The sequence below is a fragment of the Pseudomonas sp. SWRI179 genome (assembly GCF_014268705.1).
GTDB classification, from domain to species: Bacteria; Pseudomonadota; Gammaproteobacteria; order Pseudomonadales; family Pseudomonadaceae; genus Aquipseudomonas; species Aquipseudomonas zanjanensis.
Window position 1 is genome coordinate 1 of the sequence record NZ_JABWRA010000005.1, and the last position, 15797, is coordinate 15797.

At 62.6% G+C, this 15797-nt stretch carries 15 protein-coding genes; 6 read left to right on the plus strand and 9 right to left on the minus strand.

All coding sequences use genetic code 11. The features are described 5' to 3' along the window. Window positions 1–387 precede the first annotated feature (387 nt). Window positions 388–2577, minus strand: coding sequence for a patatin-like phospholipase family protein (locus tag HU767_RS04035; protein ID WP_186704631.1), 2190 nt, complete (start codon window positions 2575–2577; stop codon window positions 388–390). A 71-nt stretch (window positions 2578–2648) separates the two neighbouring features. Here HU767_RS04035 and HU767_RS04040 point away from each other — a divergent pair, with 71 nt between their 5' ends. Then, window positions 2649–2936 (plus strand): SelT/SelW/SelH family protein, encoded by a 288-nt coding sequence (locus HU767_RS04040; RefSeq protein ID WP_003199006.1) that lies wholly within the window; start codon window positions 2649–2651, stop codon window positions 2934–2936. Here HU767_RS04040 and HU767_RS04045 read toward each other — a convergent pair. Both HU767_RS04045 and HU767_RS04050 read right to left on the minus strand, forming a co-directional pair. Further along, window positions 2930–3820: a DMT family transporter gene (locus tag HU767_RS04045; protein ID WP_186728590.1), complete on the minus strand. Its 891-nt coding sequence runs from the start codon at window positions 3818–3820 to the stop codon at window positions 2930–2932. The genes HU767_RS04040 and HU767_RS04045 overlap by 7 nt on opposite strands. Window positions 3821–4039: 219 nt before the next feature. Further along, window positions 4040–4789, minus strand: a complete 750-nt coding sequence (locus HU767_RS04050) for a helix-turn-helix domain-containing protein (protein ID WP_186704749.1) — start codon at window positions 4787–4789, stop codon at window positions 4040–4042. 134 nt (window positions 4790–4923) lie between these two features. Here HU767_RS04050 and HU767_RS04055 point away from each other — a divergent pair, with 134 nt between their 5' ends. Further along, a complete protein-coding gene (locus HU767_RS04055) occupies window positions 4924–5742 on the plus strand; it encodes a UDP-2,3-diacylglucosamine diphosphatase (RefSeq protein ID WP_186704633.1) in 819 nt (272 codons plus the stop codon). A gap of 150 nt (window positions 5743–5892) precedes the next feature. On the opposite strand, the gene HU767_RS04060 is transcribed toward HU767_RS04055, so the two are convergent. Together HU767_RS04060 and HU767_RS04065 are read right to left on the minus strand one after the other, a co-directional pair. After that, the gene (locus HU767_RS04060) at window positions 5893–6477 is read right to left on the minus strand and encodes an HD domain-containing protein (protein ID WP_186728591.1); all 585 of its coding nucleotides are present in this window, start codon (window positions 6475–6477) and stop codon (window positions 5893–5895) included. A gap of 12 nt (window positions 6478–6489) precedes the next feature. Continuing rightward, the gene (locus HU767_RS04065; protein ID WP_186728592.1) at window positions 6490–6801 is read right to left on the minus strand and encodes a DUF962 domain-containing protein; all 312 of its coding nucleotides are present in this window, start codon (window positions 6799–6801) and stop codon (window positions 6490–6492) included. Window positions 6802–6939: 138 nt separating this feature from the next. Between HU767_RS04065 and HU767_RS04070 the strand changes: the two genes are divergently transcribed. After that, the gene (locus HU767_RS04070; RefSeq protein WP_186704636.1) at window positions 6940–8001 is read left to right on the plus strand and encodes an AraC family transcriptional regulator; all 1062 of its coding nucleotides are present in this window, start codon (window positions 6940–6942) and stop codon (window positions 7999–8001) included. Here the strand turns inward: HU767_RS04070 and HU767_RS04075 are convergent. Continuing rightward, complete coding sequence (locus HU767_RS04075; protein ID WP_186704637.1) at window positions 7958–9412, minus strand: TrkH family potassium uptake protein; 1455 nt, start codon at window positions 9410–9412, stop codon at window positions 7958–7960. The two genes, HU767_RS04070 and HU767_RS04075, sit on opposite strands and share 44 nt — an antisense overlap. 161 nt (window positions 9413–9573) lie before the next feature. On the opposite strand from HU767_RS04075, the gene HU767_RS04080 reads away from it, so the two are divergent. After that, on the plus strand, window positions 9574–10137 hold the full coding sequence (locus HU767_RS04080; protein ID WP_186728593.1) for an NAD(P)H nitroreductase: 564 nt from the start codon (window positions 9574–9576) through the stop codon (window positions 10135–10137). Window positions 10138–10333: 196 nt separating this feature from the next. Here HU767_RS04080 and HU767_RS04085 read toward each other — a convergent pair whose 3' ends face one another. The 3 genes from HU767_RS04085 to phhA all read right to left on the minus strand — a co-directional run bounded on the left by HU767_RS04085 (window position 10334) and on the right by phhA (window position 12768). Beyond that, entirely contained in the window at window positions 10334–11527 is a 1194-nt protein-coding gene (locus tag HU767_RS04085) for an amino acid aminotransferase (protein ID WP_186728594.1), read from the minus strand. Further along, window positions 11527–11883 carry a 4a-hydroxytetrahydrobiopterin dehydratase gene (locus tag HU767_RS04090; RefSeq protein WP_003184087.1) on the minus strand — a complete coding sequence of 119 codons (357 nt, stop codon included), beginning with the start codon at window positions 11881–11883 and terminating at the stop codon, window positions 11527–11529. The genes HU767_RS04085 and HU767_RS04090 overlap by 1 nt, the downstream gene beginning before the upstream one ends. 99 nt (window positions 11884–11982) lie before the next feature. Then, window positions 11983–12768, minus strand: coding sequence for a phenylalanine 4-monooxygenase (gene phhA / locus HU767_RS04095; protein ID WP_186704640.1), 786 nt, complete (start codon window positions 12766–12768; stop codon window positions 11983–11985). A gap of 397 nt (window positions 12769–13165) precedes the next feature. On the opposite strand from phhA, the gene HU767_RS04100 reads away from it, so the two are divergent. Continuing rightward, complete coding sequence (locus HU767_RS04100) at window positions 13166–14728, plus strand: sigma-54-dependent transcriptional regulator (protein ID WP_186728595.1); 1563 nt, start codon at window positions 13166–13168, stop codon at window positions 14726–14728. A 323-nt stretch (window positions 14729–15051) separates the two neighbouring features. Further along, the gene (locus tag HU767_RS04105; protein WP_186704642.1) at window positions 15052–15789 is read left to right on the plus strand and encodes a flagellar basal body rod protein FlgF; all 738 of its coding nucleotides are present in this window, start codon (window positions 15052–15054) and stop codon (window positions 15787–15789) included. Window positions 15790–15797: the final 8 nt, after the last annotated feature.

Consider the following 15797-nt stretch of genomic DNA (forward strand, 5'->3'; position numbering starts at 1 on the left):
TCAGGTGAATAGAAAGGCATGACCATACTCTTGCCGCCCCCGAAATGCTTTTAGGAATTTGGAGAGGCGACAACTAGCCTGACACCGGGGGATATCACCGGCACAGACCCACCGCTATCGCGAGCAGGCTCGCTCCCACAGGGATCTCTGGTGGACAGGGATTTTCGCGTATATCCCGATCCAGTGTGGGAGCGAGCCTGCTCGCGAAGGCGACTGCACAGCCAATATCACCGGCACAGACCCACCGCTATCGCGAGCAAGCTCGCTCCCACAGGGATCTTTGGTGGACAGGGATTTCGCCTACATCCCGAATCCAGTGTGGGAGCGGGCTTGCTCGCGAAGGCGTCAGGTCAGCCCCTCTACCTTTCCCAGGCAAACGCCTACTTCTCAAAACGTCTGCCCCAGGTTCAGGTAAACCGCCTGTTCATCATCGTCGTTAAACCCATAGCTGAAATTCAGTGGCCCCAGCGGCGTATCGAAGCCGAGGAAAATGCTCGCGGCATTGATGTAGCCGCTGTCGAACTCGTTGTCGTTGTTCCAGGCCCGGCCGCGCTCCAACGAGCCACCGATGTACAGCGGGAAGTCCAAGGGCAGGTAGGCCCGCGGTGTGAGGCGGCGGTAATACACGGCACGCATCAGGCTCATGTTCTGTCCGGACACTCCATCTTCGCGAAAGCCCGACAATTGCCGCGCGCCACCGAGCACAAAGCTGGACGTCACCACCTCGGCGGTGTCCAGGGTGCGGCCGTAGCGCCCGCCCAGGATGAAAGTGTCCGGGCCGCTGCTCAGGGCCTTGTCCAGTTTGAACTCCCATTGACGGTAACGTTGGTCGGAGCCCAGTCCCGGTTCGTATTGGCGCCAGCTCAGGCCGATGTCTTCCCCTTCATGGGGAAAATACACACTGTCCAGGGAGTCGAACGAATACTTGAGCTCGTAGAAACCCTCGTTGAAATTCTCGCTGGGCTGGTCGTGGTCGCCGATGCGCACATCGGCCTTGCCCCAGGCTTGGCCGACACCGAAGCGAATTTCACCACTGTTGCCAATCTGGCGGCCCACGTTCAGCCCGAAGCCATAGCGCTCGACGCGATACTGGGCCACCGGGTCGTTGTCCAGGATGGACTCCACGTTGCGCGATTCGAATTGCCCATAGGGGGCGATGAAGTAGCGCGAGCCGACATCCAATGGCTGGTAGAACTCGCTGTACAACTCCTGCTTGTCGCCGATCTGCGCCCGGGTCAGCCATTCGGCACCCAGGCGATTGATGCCGTTGACCCGATAACTGGCCCCCAGGTTGAAAGCGCTGTCGCCGCGCATGTCGTCCGACAGGCTCAGCCCCAGCCGCAGATAATCGGTGCCGGTCCGTCGGCCCCGGGCGCTGATCACCAGCGTACGGTCCTGGCCTTTGTGGACCACGCGGTATTGCACCTGCTCGAAGTAATCCAGGCCGTACAGCGTACCCATGTCGGTCTGCAGGCGAGCCAGGTCCAGCGGCTCGCCAATCTGCTGGCGAATGTAATAGCGAATCACGTCATCGCCGACTTTCGAGTCGTTCTCCACGCGAATGGCGGTAATGACCGGCGTGCGTTCGCTGGGCGTACGCGCGGCCATGAGTTCGGCGTCGGGTGTCTCGGACGGGCGTAGCGGGGCCAGGCGGGCGTCGAGTATGCGGGTGGCGCGGTAGCCGGCGTCGATCATTTCCTGGGCACGGCCGAAGTCGGTAGAGCCGAAGCTCGCCAGGGCCGGCTGGATCAATACGTCGTCTTTTTTCAGGGTCGCCAGTTGCTCTTCAGAGTTGCGCCGGGTCATCAGGGTGGTCGATTGGTTCAGCACATCGACCACCGTGACCAGTTGCTTGCGGGTGCGCAGCGGCGTGCCGATGTCGACCACAATGGCCATGTCCACGCCCATTTCCCGGGCCACATCCAACGGGATGTTATCGGCCATGCCACCGTCCACCAGCAGCCGGCCGTCCAGTTCCACCGGGGCGAACACCGCCGGGATCGACATGCTGGCGCGAATGACCTTGGGCAGGTGGCCTTTGCGGAACACCACCTTTTCGCCGGTGGCGATGTCAGTGGCGACGGCGCGAAACGGGATCGGCAGTTTGTCGAAGTCACGCGTATCGCTGGCATGGGCCAGCAGGCTTTCAAGCAGCAGGGCCAGGTTCTGGCCCTGGATCACCCCCAAGGGCAGGCCGAGGCTGCCGTCGTCACGAAAGCTCAGTTTCTGCTTCACGAGAAAATCCCGGTCATCCTGTTTGCGCCGGAACGGCACGTCCTTGCGCGGCGGCGCGTCGGACAAGGCCTGTTGCCAGTCGATGCCCAGGGCGAGTTTTTCCAGTTCGTCGATCTTGTAGCCCGAGGCGTACAGCCCGCCGATCACCGCGCCCATGCTGGTGCCGGCAATGGCATCGATCTTGATGCCTTGCTCTTCCAAGGCCTTGAGCACACCGATGTGGGCCAGTCCCCGCGCCGCGCCGCCGGACAGTACCAGGCCGATTTTCGGCCGCGGTGCTTCGACAGCCTGGACGAAAAGGGGCAACAGCAGCAGAAGCAGGAGGGGCAGGAGGCGGCGCATCGTCAATCTCGGGGAGGGCGATCAAAGGCGGGTATTATAACGACGCCTTAGCACCCAGGAGTCCACCCGCCATGACCGAACACAAACCGGAAGTCGTCATTACCTATTGCACCCAGTGCCAATGGTTGCTGCGCGCCGCCTGGCTGGCCCAGGAACTGCTCAGCACCTTTGGCGACGACCTGGGCAAAGTGTCCCTGGTGCCGGGCACCGGCGGTGTATTCCACATCAGCTGTGACGGTACGCAGATCTGGGAGCGCAAGGCCGATGGCGGTTTCCCCGAGGCCAAGGTCCTCAAGCAGCGGGTCCGCGACCGGATCGACCCGGAGCGGGACCTGGGCCACAACGATCGGGTTCAGTGAGACGCGGCTTGGGTCTCCACCCGCGGTTTTTTCGAGCCGCCCAGTTGGCTTGAGATCACGATGGCCGTGATGATCACCACGCCGCCCAGCAACATGCGCAACGTCGGGCGCTCGTCGAACAGCCACCAGGCCATGGCGATGCCGTAGACCGGCTCCATGGCAAAGACCACCGCCGCCGTGCGGGCCTTGATCACGGCCAGGCTGGCGACGAACAGGCTGTGGGCCAGGCCGGTGCAAAACACGCCGAGCAAGCCGATCCACAACCAGTCGATGGGACGAACGTCGCTCAATTGCGGTGCGGCCACCGGCAGCAGGCACAACCCGACCACCACGTTCTGGCACAGCGCGGCCTGTACCGGCGGCACATGGGCGGAACCAGCACGGTTGGTCAATGACAACAGCGAAAACAGCAGCCCCGAGGCCACGGCCCAGAGCAGGCCGGTGGTGGCACCGCTGGCCAGGTCGAAGCTCGGCGTGACCAGCACCAGGCCGACGCTCACCAACACCACCAGCCAGATTTCATTGGCGCGAATCCGCTCGCGGAAGATCAGCCCCTCGAGCAATACCGTGAAGGCCGGGAAACTGGCGAACCCCAGCGTGGCGATTGCCACACCGGCCACTTTCACCGCGATGAAGAAGCTCACCCAGTGCCCGGCCAGCAACAGGCCGCCCAGCAGCAATCGCCGACCATCCTGGGCCCGCAGTTTCTGCCAGCGGCTGCGGCTGGCGAACCGGGCAAACATCGCCAGGGCCAGCACGGCGAAGACGGCGCGACCGAACACGATGACCGCTGGCGAGGCCGCGGCGAGTTTGCCGAAGACACCGGTCAGGCCAAACATGAGTGCGCCAATGTGCAGGGCGCCGAGGGCAGTACGAGGCGTCATTTCGATCCTTTCAACAGACAGTGGGGCAACTGGTGAATGTCTTCTGTGGGAGCGAGCCTGCTCGCGAAAGCGCTGGTCCAGGCAATGCAGATATTGACTGACAGATAGCAATCGCGAGCAGGCTCGCTCCCACAGGGCTGTTCCCCTCACAGATTGCAGTATTTAAGCGCGGTTGAGGCGGCTGTGTCTGTCGCGAGCCTAGCGATTTTTAGCGCGAACCTAGCGCTGATGCCGCAGCTTGCCCGGCGTGGCGCCGAATTCGCGCAGCACCGCCGCGGCGAAAGCACTCTGGGAGCTGTAGCCGACCTGATGGGCGATCTCGCCGATGGGCAGGTCCGACTCCCGCAACAACGCCACGGCCTGGTGCAAGCGGCGGCTACGGATGTACGCCATCGGGGTTTGCCCGCACTCGGCGATGAAACGCGCGTGCAGGCGGGCACTGGAAAGGCCGGCGACCCGTGCCAGGTCCGCCACTTGCAGCGGGTAGGCCGCGTTCTGGTCGATGTGGGCGTTGAGCGCGGCATAGGGCAGGCGCCGGCCACCGAGGGTTTCCCGGCGAACGCCGTTGAGACTCGCCAGCAGCAGTACTGCGCCTTGCTGGGCGATCACCGGGTCGTCCACCGGGCTGCCCGCCAGCCAACTGACCAACTGGCTTTGCCCCGCGTCCAGGGGCAGGCGAACGCTGTCGTCGAGCAAGCGGCGGCTGGCGTCGGCGTGATCCCCCAGGCATTGTCCGACCCAGTCGTCACTGGGCACATCCAGTACCAGGCAGCGGCTGCCGTGGGGGCTGCCACAGCCATGATGGGCGCCGGCGGGTACCACCACGAAACTTTGTTGCACCACTTGGCTGCCACGACCTTCGACCTCGAAGTCCAGCGCGCCGGACAACCCGAACACCAGCTGCGCGTGGTCGTGGCTGTGGGCGATCAAGTCGTGGCTGTAGTGGCGTAGCGTGAGGATCGGTCGCATCGCGGTCTCCCGTGTCAGGCCGCCAGCATACACCGAGGGGCAACGCCCGGCGTTGTCATGCAATGGACTTGTGTTTGTCATAGGCCATTAACCGCTGGGGTGCACAGTGGCGAAAACGATCAGAGGGTTGCCCAATGACCAGCGCCGAACTCGCCAAACCCAGCCGCAAGCAGCGTGTACGCACCCTGTGGATCTCCGATGTGCACCTGGGCACCCGGGACTGCCAGGCCGAGCACCTGTCGCAGTTTCTCAAGGGCTACCACGCCGACAAGATCTACCTGGTGGGGGACATCATCGACGGCTGGAAGCTGCGCGGTGGCATGTATTGGCCCCAGGCCCACACCAACGTCATTCGCCGCTTGCTGACCATGAGCAAGCGCGGTACCGAAGTGATCTACGTCACTGGCAACCATGACGAATTCCTGCGGCGCTATTCGAAGCTGATCCTGGGCAATATCCAGTTGGTGGACGAAGCGGTGCACGTCACCGCCGATGGCCGGCACCTGCTGGTGATCCATGGCGACCAGTTCGATGTCATCACCCGTTACCACCGTTGGCTGGCGTTCCTCGGGGACTCGGCCTACGAATTCACTCTCACGCTGAACCGCTGGCTCAACCACTGGCGGGCCCGTTATGGCTACGGTTACTGGTCGCTGTCGGCGTATCTCAAGCACAAGGTGAAGACGGCCGTCAGCTTTATCAGCGACTTCGAAGAAGCCATCGCCCACGAGTGCGTGAAGCGCGAATTGCATGGCGTGGTCTGTGGGCACATCCACCATGCCGAGATGCGCAAGGTGGGCGAGGTGGAATACCTCAATTGTGGCGACTGGGTCGAATCCTGCACGGCGCTGATCGAACATTGGGATGGGACGATCGAGTTGTATCGGTTGGCGGACGCCCAGGCGCGGGAGGCGCTGGCCAAGACTGAGTTGAAAGTGACTGAGCCTGCCTAGGCCAGCCTGCCTGTTTCTCAAGCCCACAGAGTGCTTGTGTGGCGAGGGAGCTTGCTCCCGCTGGCTGCGCAGCAGCCCTGGAAAAGAGGGGCGCTTCGCGCCCAGCGGGAGCAAGCTCCCTCGCCACGGGTTTTCCTGCGTCCGTTGGATTCAGGCTTGCTCCGCCATCGCCGCCTTGTAGATCGATTGCTTCGGCGCGGCAAACAGCCTTTCCAGCATCGGCTCGAAGAAGCTCAACGGCAATGTGTCGTACTCGGGATCGAACGCCGCCGCGTCGTATTTCGCACAGAAATCAATGGTCGCCTGGTACTGAGGATGTTCGAAAAACTGCTCGCGCAGGTGCCGGTCCATGCCCAGGTGATGGAAGAAGTAATAACCCTGGAAAATGCCGTGCTTCTCCACCATCCACAGGTTTTCGGCGCTGACGAAGGGCTTGAGGATCGCCGCGGCGATGTCCGGGTGGTTATACGAACCCAAGGTGTCGCCGATGTCGTGGAGCAGGGCGCAGACCACGTATTCCTCATCGCGCCCGTCACGGTAGGCACGGGTGGCGGTTTGCAGGGAGTGGGTCAGGCGATCCACCGGGAACCCGCCGAAATCGCCGTCCAGCAGTTTCAAGTGAGCCAGGATCCGGCCCGGCAATAGCCGGGCGTAGGCGCTGAAGTCGGCCGCGATGATCGCCCAATCTTGCGCAGTGCCGTCCTGCATGTGGGTAAAGCGTGCGTGGTTGCTCATCGACACTCCTTATCAGAACGCGACCTTGCCCAGCAGCATGTCGCGGTACATGACGAAATCACCGAGCAGGCTGTAGAGCGGATGCTGGAAGGTGGCGGGACGGTTCTTTTCGAAGAAGAAGTGCCCGACCCAGGCAAAGCCGTAACCGGCCACCGGCAGGGCGACCCACAGCCACCAGGCGCCCACGACGAGGGCCATGACGAATACCAGGATGACCAGGGAGGTGCCGATGAAATGCAATCGTCGGCAGGTGCTGTTGCTGTGTTCGCTGAGGTAATACGGGTAGAACTCAGCGAAGGTATTGAATCGTTTGGCGTTTTCCACGACGGCTGACTCTGTGGTTATTGTTTTGATATTTAAGTCTAGAGCTATCAATTACAACGGCCAGTGACAATCAGCGCCACTTTAGTATCCTTCGCAAATCCAGCCGTACCCTGCGGCTCGTCATGCAAGTAAAACGTCATGAGCGAACGAACGACTTCTTCAAGCTGGGCGATGGGGATTGTCAAGGCGTTGGAAATGGACGGCCTGGATTGTCGGGCGCTGTTCAATCAATTGGGGCTGGATTTCGATGCGCTGGACGATCCGGATGCACGGTTCCCCCAGGACTCGATGACGCGGCTCTGGCAACGGGCGGTGGAGTTGTCGGGCAACCCGGCCATTGGCTTGAACATGGGCAAGGTGGTGCGCCCGGCCTCGTTCCATGTGGCGGGCTACGCCTTGATGTCCAGTCGCACCCTGGTGGAGGGTTTCCAACGGCTGGTGCGGTACCAGCGGATCATCGCCGAAAGCGCCGACTTGAGTTTTCGTCCGTTGGAAGGCGGCTATGGGCTGATCCTGACCGTTCATGGCGACCATCTGCCCCCGACCCGCCAAAGCGCCGAAGCGTCCCTGGCCTGTGCGCTGGCCCTGTGCAGCTGGTTGACTGGGCGCACCCTGCATCCGGTAAAGGTGCTGTTCCAGGGCGCCGAACCCTCGGACCCGGCGCCTTATCAGCGAGCTTTTCACGCGCCGCTGGTGTTCGGCGCGCCCTATGACGCGCTGATCTTCGAACGGGCCGACATGGAGGCGCCGCTGCCAACGGCCAATGAAGCCATGGCGCAGTTGCACGATCGGTTTGCCGGGGAATACCTCGCGCGTTTCTCGGAAAGCCGCGTGACCCACAAGGCACGACAAGTCTTGTGTCGGTTGTTGCCCCAGGGGGAACCCAAGCGAGACGTGGTGGCGCAGACGTTGCACCTGTCCCAGCGCACCTTGCAACGGCGCTTGCAGGAAGAGGGCACCAGTTTCCAGAGCCTGCTGGAGGACACCCGCCGCGAGCTGGCCGAGCAGTACCTGGCACAGCCGGGCATGACGCTGCTGGAAATCGCCTACCTGTTGGGATTTGCCGACCCGAGCAATTTTTTCCGGGCCTTTCGCCGCTGGTTCGACACCACGCCCGGCGAATACCGGGCGCGATTGGCGAGCCAGCCTGAACCGGTCAGTGACGCCAGAACGCCGGGATACACAGCACGAACACGGTGATGATCTCCAGCCGGCCCAGCAACATGCCCCCCGACAGAATCCACTTGGCGGCGTCCGGCAGCGGTGCGAAGTTGCCGGCCGGCCCGATGGTTTCCCCCAGCCCCGGGCCGACGCCCGACACGGTACTGGCCGCACCGGTCAACGCCGTCATCCATTCCACCCCCAACAGCGACAGCAGCAGGGCGATCACGCAGATCGTGATGGCGAAGAAGAACGAGAACGTCAGGATCGAGCGGACGATTTCCTCGTCGAGGCGATGACCGTTGTATTTTTGCTTGATCACCGCACGGGGATGGATCAATTGATTAAGGTTGGCCCGCAGCAGGATGTAGGCGACTTGGAAGCGAAAGATCTTGATCCCGCCGGCCGTCGAACCCGAGCAACCGCCGACGAACCCCAGGTAGAAAAACAGCATCAGCGAGAAATTGCCCCACAGGCTGTAGTCGCCGAGGGCGAAGCCGGTGGTGGTGACGATGGACGTCACGTTCAGCGCCACGTGCCGCAGGGCGTCCAGCCAATGCAGGTCGGTGGTCGCCCAATACCAGGTGCCGAGCACCAGCCAGGTCACCAGCAGCACGCCAATGAGCCCCTGGACCTGCTGGTCCTTGATCAACGCCCGGCGATTGCCCCGCAACATCGAGACGTACAGGGCAAACGGCAGGCTGCCGAGGATCATGATGACGATGGCGACCCAGTGCACCGCCGGCTGGGTCCACTTGGCCAGGGACAGGTCCGAGGTGGAGAAGCCGCCGGTGGAAATCGCCGACATCGAATGGTTGATGGCATCGAACAGGCTCATCCCGGCCCACCAGAGCGCCAGGGTGCCAAGAATGGTGATGCCCACGTAGGCCGCCACGATCAACCGCGCCACCATGTGGGAGCGGGGCATGACTTTTTCCGAGCGGTCCGATGACTCGGTCTGGAACAGCCGCATGCCACCGATGCGCAGCAGGGGCAGGATCGCCACCGCCATGCCGATGAAGCCGATACCGCCGAGCCAGTGCAGCAGCGAGCGCCACATCAGGATGCCCGGCGACATATTGTCCAGGCCGCTCAGGACGGTGGCCCCGGTGGCGGTGATGCCCGACATGCTTTCGAAGAACGAATCCGTATAGCTGATGTGCTGGGTCAGCAGGAACGGCAGCGCAGCGAAGATACACACCACCAGCCAGCTGCTGACGGTCAGCAGGTACATGTCCCGCGGCCGCAGGTGGATGTGTTCCGGGCGCCCGGGAAGTACCAGCGCCAGGCCGGCGAGGAACGTGATCATGCTCGACCAGAGGAACGACGGCAGGTCGCCAGTGCGCTCGAAGATCATCAGCGTGACCATGGGCACGACCATGAAGATCGCCAGGGTGATCAGGAAGATGCCGATGATGAAACCGATGATTCGCAGGGTCGGCAACGCCATGAAGTCCGCTCAGGCTGAAAGGGAAGGGCGCCATTCTACCTGCGGCCAGCGTCCTGTAAACCGGCACTCGGCGGCGCCTGGCTGCCTGGCCTCGGAATTTGCGCTAACGGACTCGCCGCACAGCCACTAGAATAGCTGGACATTTTTTCAGGAGGTGGCCGATGCAGGCTCTCGACGCTTTGCTCAACCGTGTTTCCGTCCCGCGCCTGGTGGAGCCGGCACCCACGCCGGAACAGCGCGAGCTCATGTTCGCCGCGGCCATGCGGGCACCGGATCACGGCCAGTTGCGGCCATGGCGCTTCTTGACGGTGGAAGGGCAGGCGCGGCATCGCATGGGCGAGCTGCTGGCCGAAGCGGCAAAGTTCAATGACCCGCTGGTGCCCGAAGCCGTCGTGGAAAAGGCCCTCAATGGCCCATTGCGCGCGCCCCTGGTCGTGGTGGTGATCGCCCGTCTGCAGGACCATTTCAAAATCCCGAAATCCGAGCAACTGCTGGCGGCCGGCTGCGCGGCCCATGGCATCCTGCTGGCCGCGTATGCCCAGGGGATTGGTGGCGTGTGGCGCACCGGCGAACTGGCGTACTCGCCACATGTGGCCCGGGGGCTTGGCCTGGAAGACGGGGAGGAAGTAATCGGTTTCCTCTACCTGGGCACGCCGCAGAAAGAAGCGCGTACCGCACCGCAGGAAGATGTGGGGCAGTTTGTCCGCGAGTGGACGGGCCAATAACGGCTCAAGGGCGGCGGATGACTTGAGGCTGGTTTGATCCACCGTGGCGAGGGAGCTTGCTCCCGCTGGGCGGCGAAGCCGCCCCAAGTGGAACAGCGCTATCCCTCAGGCACACCGCGCCAGGCCAGTTTACGACTGCTGCGCAGCCGAGCGGGAGCAAGCTCCCTCGCCACACAATCAACAGCCGACGGTGGTGTTATCTGCACGCGTCGGCAATCGCCTCGGCCAGCAAGTCCAGGCGCGTGGCATCGATACCGGCCACGTTGGCCCGGCCGGTGCCGACCATGTAGACGCTGTGGCGTTCGCGCAGGTGCTTGACCTGTTCCGGCGTCAGGCCGGTGTAGGAAAACATCCCGCGTTGCACGCCGATATGGGCGAAGCGCTCGCGCAGACCATGGGGTTCGAGGGCTTCCAGCAAACCGCTGCGCAATTGCGCGATGCGCAGGCGCATGGCCTGGACTTCATCGGCCCACAGGCTCTTGAGTTCCGGGTTGCCGAGGATGGTCGCCACCACGGCTGCGCCATGGTCTGGTGGCGTCGACCACAGGTTGCGGGCGATGTTGGCCAATTGGCTGCGGATATCGATCAGTTTTTCGCCGTCCCGGGCGCAGATGATCAACGCACCCGTACGGTCGCGGTACAGGCCGAAGTTCTTCGAACAGGAGCTGGTAATCAGCACTTCCGGCAACGCTTCGGCAAATAGCCGGACCGCCCAGGCGTCCTGTTCCAAGCCATCGCCAAAGCCTTGGTAGGCGAAGTCGATCAGCGGCAGCAGGTCGCGGCTGCGCACCACTTCCAGCAGCTGCTGCCATTGCTCATGGGACAGGTCGAACCCTGTCGGGTTGTGGCAGCAGGCATGCAGCAAGACCACATCGCCTTTGGGCGCTTGGTTCAGGGTTGCCAGCATCGCCTCGAAATCCAAGCGGTTATCGGCGCCCACATAAGGGTAATGGCTGACCTTGACCCCGGCCGTGGCGAAAATGGTTTCGTGGATCGGCCAGGTCGGGTTGCTCAGCCAGACGCCACGGCCCGGCAGGCACTGGGCGATGAAGTCGGCGCTCAGGCGCAGGGCCCCGGTGCCGCCGGGTGTCTGGGTGGCGCCGGCACGTTTTGCGCTGATCAGCGGCGAGTCGGCGCCCAGCACCAGCTCATTGATCAACTGGCCGAACGCGGCGTCGCCATGACCGCCGATGTAGGTCTTGGTGACCTGGCGATCCACCAGTCGCTGCTCGGCCTGCTTCACCGATTGAAGAATCGGCGTCAGGCCTTGGGCATCCTTATAGACGCCCACGCCCAGGTCGAACTTGCTCGGGTTGCTATCCGCCCCGTAGGCCTCCATCAGGCCGAGGATCGGGTCGCCGGGTACCCGGCCGATGGCGTCGAAATGCATTACTTGCGGCCCTCGGCGGTCTTGGCCACGTCATCGGTGCGAGCGGCCATGATGAAGTCGTTGCGGTGCAGGCCCTTGATGGAGTGGCTCCACCAGGTCACGGTGACTTTGCCCCACTCGGTGAGCAGGCCTGGGTGGTGGCCTTCGGCCTCGGAGATCTCGCCAACGGCGTTGGTGAACGCCAGGGCGTGCTTGAAGTTCTTGAACAGGAAAACTTTTTCCAGCTGCATGACGCCGTCGCGCACTTCGATGTTCCAGTCCGGGATCTGTTTGATCAACACCGGCAATTCTTCGTCGCTGACTTGTGGGGCATCGGCGCGGCAGGCTTCGCAGTGGGCTTGGTTCAGAGTGTTCATGGTGTGTTCCTGGATCGAATATTTGAAAAACGTCGATGCACCCACGCTAAAGCAAAGCCGCGTCATGCAACAGACTCAATTGGGATTAAAAGACGCGGCTCACGCCGCTTTGGGCGGAAATTTCGGGGCGTGCAGGCCCAGTTCCCGACCGCGCTTGACCATGCCCATGATGTCTTCGTGGGCCAGGTCGAACAGGCGCTTGAGCTCGGGCAACACGAAATACACCGGTTGCAGGATGTCGATGCGGTACGGCGTGCGCATGGCTTCCAACGGATCGAAGGCCTGGTGCTCGGGCTCGTCGGACAGGCAGTACACGGTTTCCTTGGGCGACGAGAGGATGCCTCCGCCGTAGATGCGTCGGCCCTGCGGGGTCTGCACCAGGCCGAACTCGATGGTCATCCAATACAGGCGCGCCAGGTAGACGCGTTCTTCCTTGGAAGCCTGTAGGCCGAGTTTGCCGTAGGTGTGGGTAAATTCGGCAAACCAAGGGTTGGTCAGCAACGGGCAGTGGCCAAAGATCTCGTGGAAAATGTCCGGCTCTTGCAGGTAATCCAGCTCTTCACGGGTACGAATGAAGGTCGCCACCGGAAACTGCTTGCTGGCGAGCAATTCGAAGAAGGTCTGGAAAGGTATCAGCGCCGGGACGCGGGCGACTTGCCAGCCCGTGGTCTCGCCCAGCACTTTGTTGACTTCGTCCAGTTGCGGGATGCGGTCGTGGGGCAGGCCCAGCTTGTCGATGCCGTCCAGGTATTCCTGGCACGCACGGCCTTCGATGACTTTGAGCTGGCGGGTGATCAGCGTGTTCCACACCGCGTGCTCTTCAGCGGTGTAGTGGATAAAACCTTGCGCATCGGGCTCGCGGGCCACGTATTGCGTCTGCTTCATGCTGCTCTCCTGCTGATTTCCCTCAGGGGGAAGATGCGTTTGTTGTTATGTCGAGCGATGCATTAGAGATAACCCGAAGCGGCGATGTGTGCATCGGCTTGGCGAGGATGGATTGGGCGAACGACGGGTTGAATCGTAAAGTTTTCGTTACGATTTGGCGGGCGGTACGATCTTTCCGGGATTTTCGGGTGGGAAAAGGCCTACATCTGTCACATAATCTTGACGATTATTTGCGTTGCCACGCCGAAAACCTTTGTGGCGAGGGAGCTTGCTCCCGCTGGGGCGCGAAGCGGCCCCTGTTTTGGGTCTGCTGCGCAGCCCAGCGGGAGCAAGCTCCCTCGCCACAGAGGGGCTGGAATGGCGCGGTTTTCTATCTCATATGCACCTGGGTCCTTTCATGCGCATCAAAGTCCATTGCCAGAATCGCATCGGCATCCTCCGGGACATCCTCAACCTGTTAGTGGAGTACGGCATCAACGTCGCCCGGGGCGAGGTCGGTGGCGAGCATGGCAATGCGATCTACCTGCACTGCCCGAACCTGATCAACATCCAGTTCCAGGCGTTGCGTCCGAAATTCGAAGGGATTGCCGGGGTGTTTGGCGTCAAGCGCGTAGGGCTGATGCCCAGCGAGCGTCGGCACATGGAGCTCAACGCCTTGCTCGGCGCCCTGGAGTTTCCAGTGCTGTCCATCGACATGGGGGGTTCCATCGTCGCGGCCAACCGGGCGGCGGCGCAGTTGCTCGGGGTGCGGGTCGACGAGGTGCCGGGGATTCCCTTGTCACGCTATGCCGAGGATTTCGACTTGCCGGAACTGGTGCGCGCCAACCAGTCGCGCATCAACGGCCTGAGGGTCAAGGTCAAGGGCGACGTGTTCCTGGCCGACATCGCGCCACTGCAATCGGAACACGACGACAGCGAAGCCATGGCCGGTGCGGTGTTGACCCTGCACCGGGCCGACCGGGTGGGTGAGCGGATCTATAACGTGCGCAAGCAGGAGCTGCGCGGCTTCGACAGTATTTTCCAGAGCTCGAAGGTGATGGCGGCGGTGGTCCGTGAGGCCCGGCGCATGGCACCGCTGGACGCGCCGCTATTAATTGAAGGCGAAACCGGCACCGGCAAGGAACTGCTGGCCCGGGCTTGTCACCTGGCGAGCCCGCGTGGGCAATCGCCCTTGATGGCACTCAACTGCGCCGGGCTGCCCGAGTCGATGGCCGAGACCGAGCTGTTCGGCTACGGCCCCGGTGCATTCGAAGGGGCGAGGGCCGAAGGCAAGCTCGGCCTGCTGGAACTGACCGCTGGAGGAACGCTGTTCCTCGACGGAGTCGGGGAGATGAGCCCGCGCCTGCAAGTGAAACTGCTGCGCTTCCTGCAGGACGGTTGCTTCCGGCGTGTCGGCAGCGATGAAGAGGTGTACCTGGACGTCAGGGTGATCTGCGCCACCCAGGTGGACTTGTCCGAACTCTGCGCCCGAGGCGAATTTCGTCAGGATTTGTACCACCGCTTGAATGTGCTTTCGCTACACATCCCACCCCTGCGCGAATGCCTCGATGGCCTGGGGCCACTGGTGGAGCATTTCCTCGACCAGGCCAGCCGCCAGATCGGCTGTGCACTGCCCAAGCTGGCGCCGGCGGCCATGGACCGCCTCAGTCATTACCATTGGCCGGGCAACGTCCGGCAATTGGAAAACGTGCTGTTCCAGGCGGTTTCCCTGTGCGATGGCGGGAAGGTGAAAGCCGAGCACATCCGCCTGCCGGACTACGGCGTGCGCCAGCCCCTTGGCGATTTCTCCCTTGAGGGGGGCTTGGACGAGATCGTTGGGCGTTTCGAGAAAGCGGTACTGGAGCGCTTGTATTCCGAACATCCCAGCAGCCGGCAACTGGGCAAGCGGCTGGGGGTTTCCCATACGACCATTGCCAACAAGTTGCGTGAGTATGAAGTGGGCAAAGAATCCGGCGCGTGAAGATAGGCGTTTCGTGGCGAGGGAGCTTGCTCCCGCTCGATTGCGCAGCAATCGCCAAAAGTGTGGGGTCGCTACGCAGCCCAGCGGGAGCAAGCTCCCTCACCACAGGGGGCGTCCATTGATCAGGTTAGGCGGACACTTGCCGTAAGCGGCACAACACCGCCGGTTTTTCGTCTTCGATACCTTCCCCAAATCCCTTCCAGAACCCTCAAGTCCTTTGTTTCCAGGACCCAGGGGCGCCAGAAAAAAGTTGGTCTGCAAATTGCTTAAGGCTGTGCAACACAGCAGTGGGCGGCAAACGTCCGGCATGCAGAGGAACGACAGTGGACAAGTACCTTTATGTGGCAATGACCGGCGCCAGCCAGAACGCACTGGCGCAGCGGGCCCATGCCAACAACCTGGCGAACATCTCCACCAATGGCTTTCAGAAAGACCTGGAGCAGGCGCGCTCGATGCCGGTGTTCGGCGACAGCTTTCCGGCGCGGGCGTTTGCCCTCTCCGAGCGTCCTGCCACCGATTTCACCCCGGGTGCGCTGATCGAGACCGGTCGCGATCTGGACGTGGCGGTCAGCGGGCCGGGCTGGATGGCCGTGCAGAACCCCGATGGCGGTGAAAGCTACGTGCGCACCGGCAGCCTCAATGTCGACGCCCTGGGCGTGCTGCGGGCCGGCAACGGCATGCCGGTGATGGGCAATGGCGGTCCGATCGCCGTGCCACCCGAGCAGAAAATCGAAATCGGCCAGGACGGCACCATCAGCATCCGCGCCATGGGCGAAGGCCCGCGGGTGATGGCGGAAGTGGACCGCATCAAGCTGGTCAACCCAGACCTCAGGACCATGACCAAGGGCCTGGACGGCTCGATCCGGACCAAGGACGGCCAGCCGGCGCCCATCGACGGCAACGTGCAATTGGTGTCCGGGTTCCAGGAGGCGAGCAACGTCAATGCCGTGGATGAAATGACGTCGGTGCTGGCCCTGGCCAAGCAGTTCGAGCTCCACGTCAAGATGATGAACACCGCCAAAGAAGGCGATGAAGCCATGGCTCGGGTCTTGCAGATCTAACTATTAAT

Bases quoted from the DNA above. Each gene is read 5' to 3' on its own strand.
- HU767_RS04040 (WP_003199006.1), top strand. From the start codon at position 2,649: ATGACCGAACACAAACCGGAAGTCGTCATTACCTATTGCACCCAGTGC.
- HU767_RS04050 (WP_186704749.1), bottom strand. From the start codon at position 4,789: ATGCGACCGATCCTCACGCTACGCCACTACAGCCACGACTTGATCGCC.
- HU767_RS04045 (WP_186728590.1), bottom strand. From the start codon at position 3,820: ATGACGCCTCGTACTGCCCTCGGCGCCCTGCACATTGGCGCACTCATG.
- HU767_RS04080 (WP_186728593.1), top strand. From the start codon at position 9,574: ATGCAGGCTCTCGACGCTTTGCTCAACCGTGTTTCCGTCCCGCGCCTG.
- HU767_RS04085 (WP_186728594.1), bottom strand. From the start codon at position 11,527: ATGCATTTCGACGCCATCGGCCGGGTACCCGGCGACCCGATCCTCGGC.
- phhA (WP_186704640.1), bottom strand. From the start codon at position 12,768: ATGAAGCAGACGCAATACGTGGCCCGCGAGCCCGATGCGCAAGGTTTT.
- HU767_RS04035 (WP_186704631.1), bottom strand. From the start codon at position 2,577: ATGCGCCGCCTCCTGCCCCTCCTGCTTCTGCTGCTGTTGCCCCTTTTC.
- HU767_RS04075 (WP_186704637.1), bottom strand. From the start codon at position 9,412: ATGGCGTTGCCGACCCTGCGAATCATCGGTTTCATCATCGGCATCTTC.
- HU767_RS04090 (WP_003184087.1), bottom strand. From the start codon at position 11,883: ATGAACACTCTGAACCAAGCCCACTGCGAAGCCTGCCGCGCCGATGCC.
- HU767_RS04100 (WP_186728595.1), top strand. From the start codon at position 13,166: ATGCGCATCAAAGTCCATTGCCAGAATCGCATCGGCATCCTCCGGGAC.
- HU767_RS04055 (WP_186704633.1), top strand. From the start codon at position 4,924: ATGACCAGCGCCGAACTCGCCAAACCCAGCCGCAAGCAGCGTGTACGC.
- HU767_RS04070 (WP_186704636.1), top strand. From the start codon at position 6,940: ATGAGCGAACGAACGACTTCTTCAAGCTGGGCGATGGGGATTGTCAAG.
- HU767_RS04060 (WP_186728591.1), bottom strand. From the start codon at position 6,477: ATGAGCAACCACGCACGCTTTACCCACATGCAGGACGGCACTGCGCAA.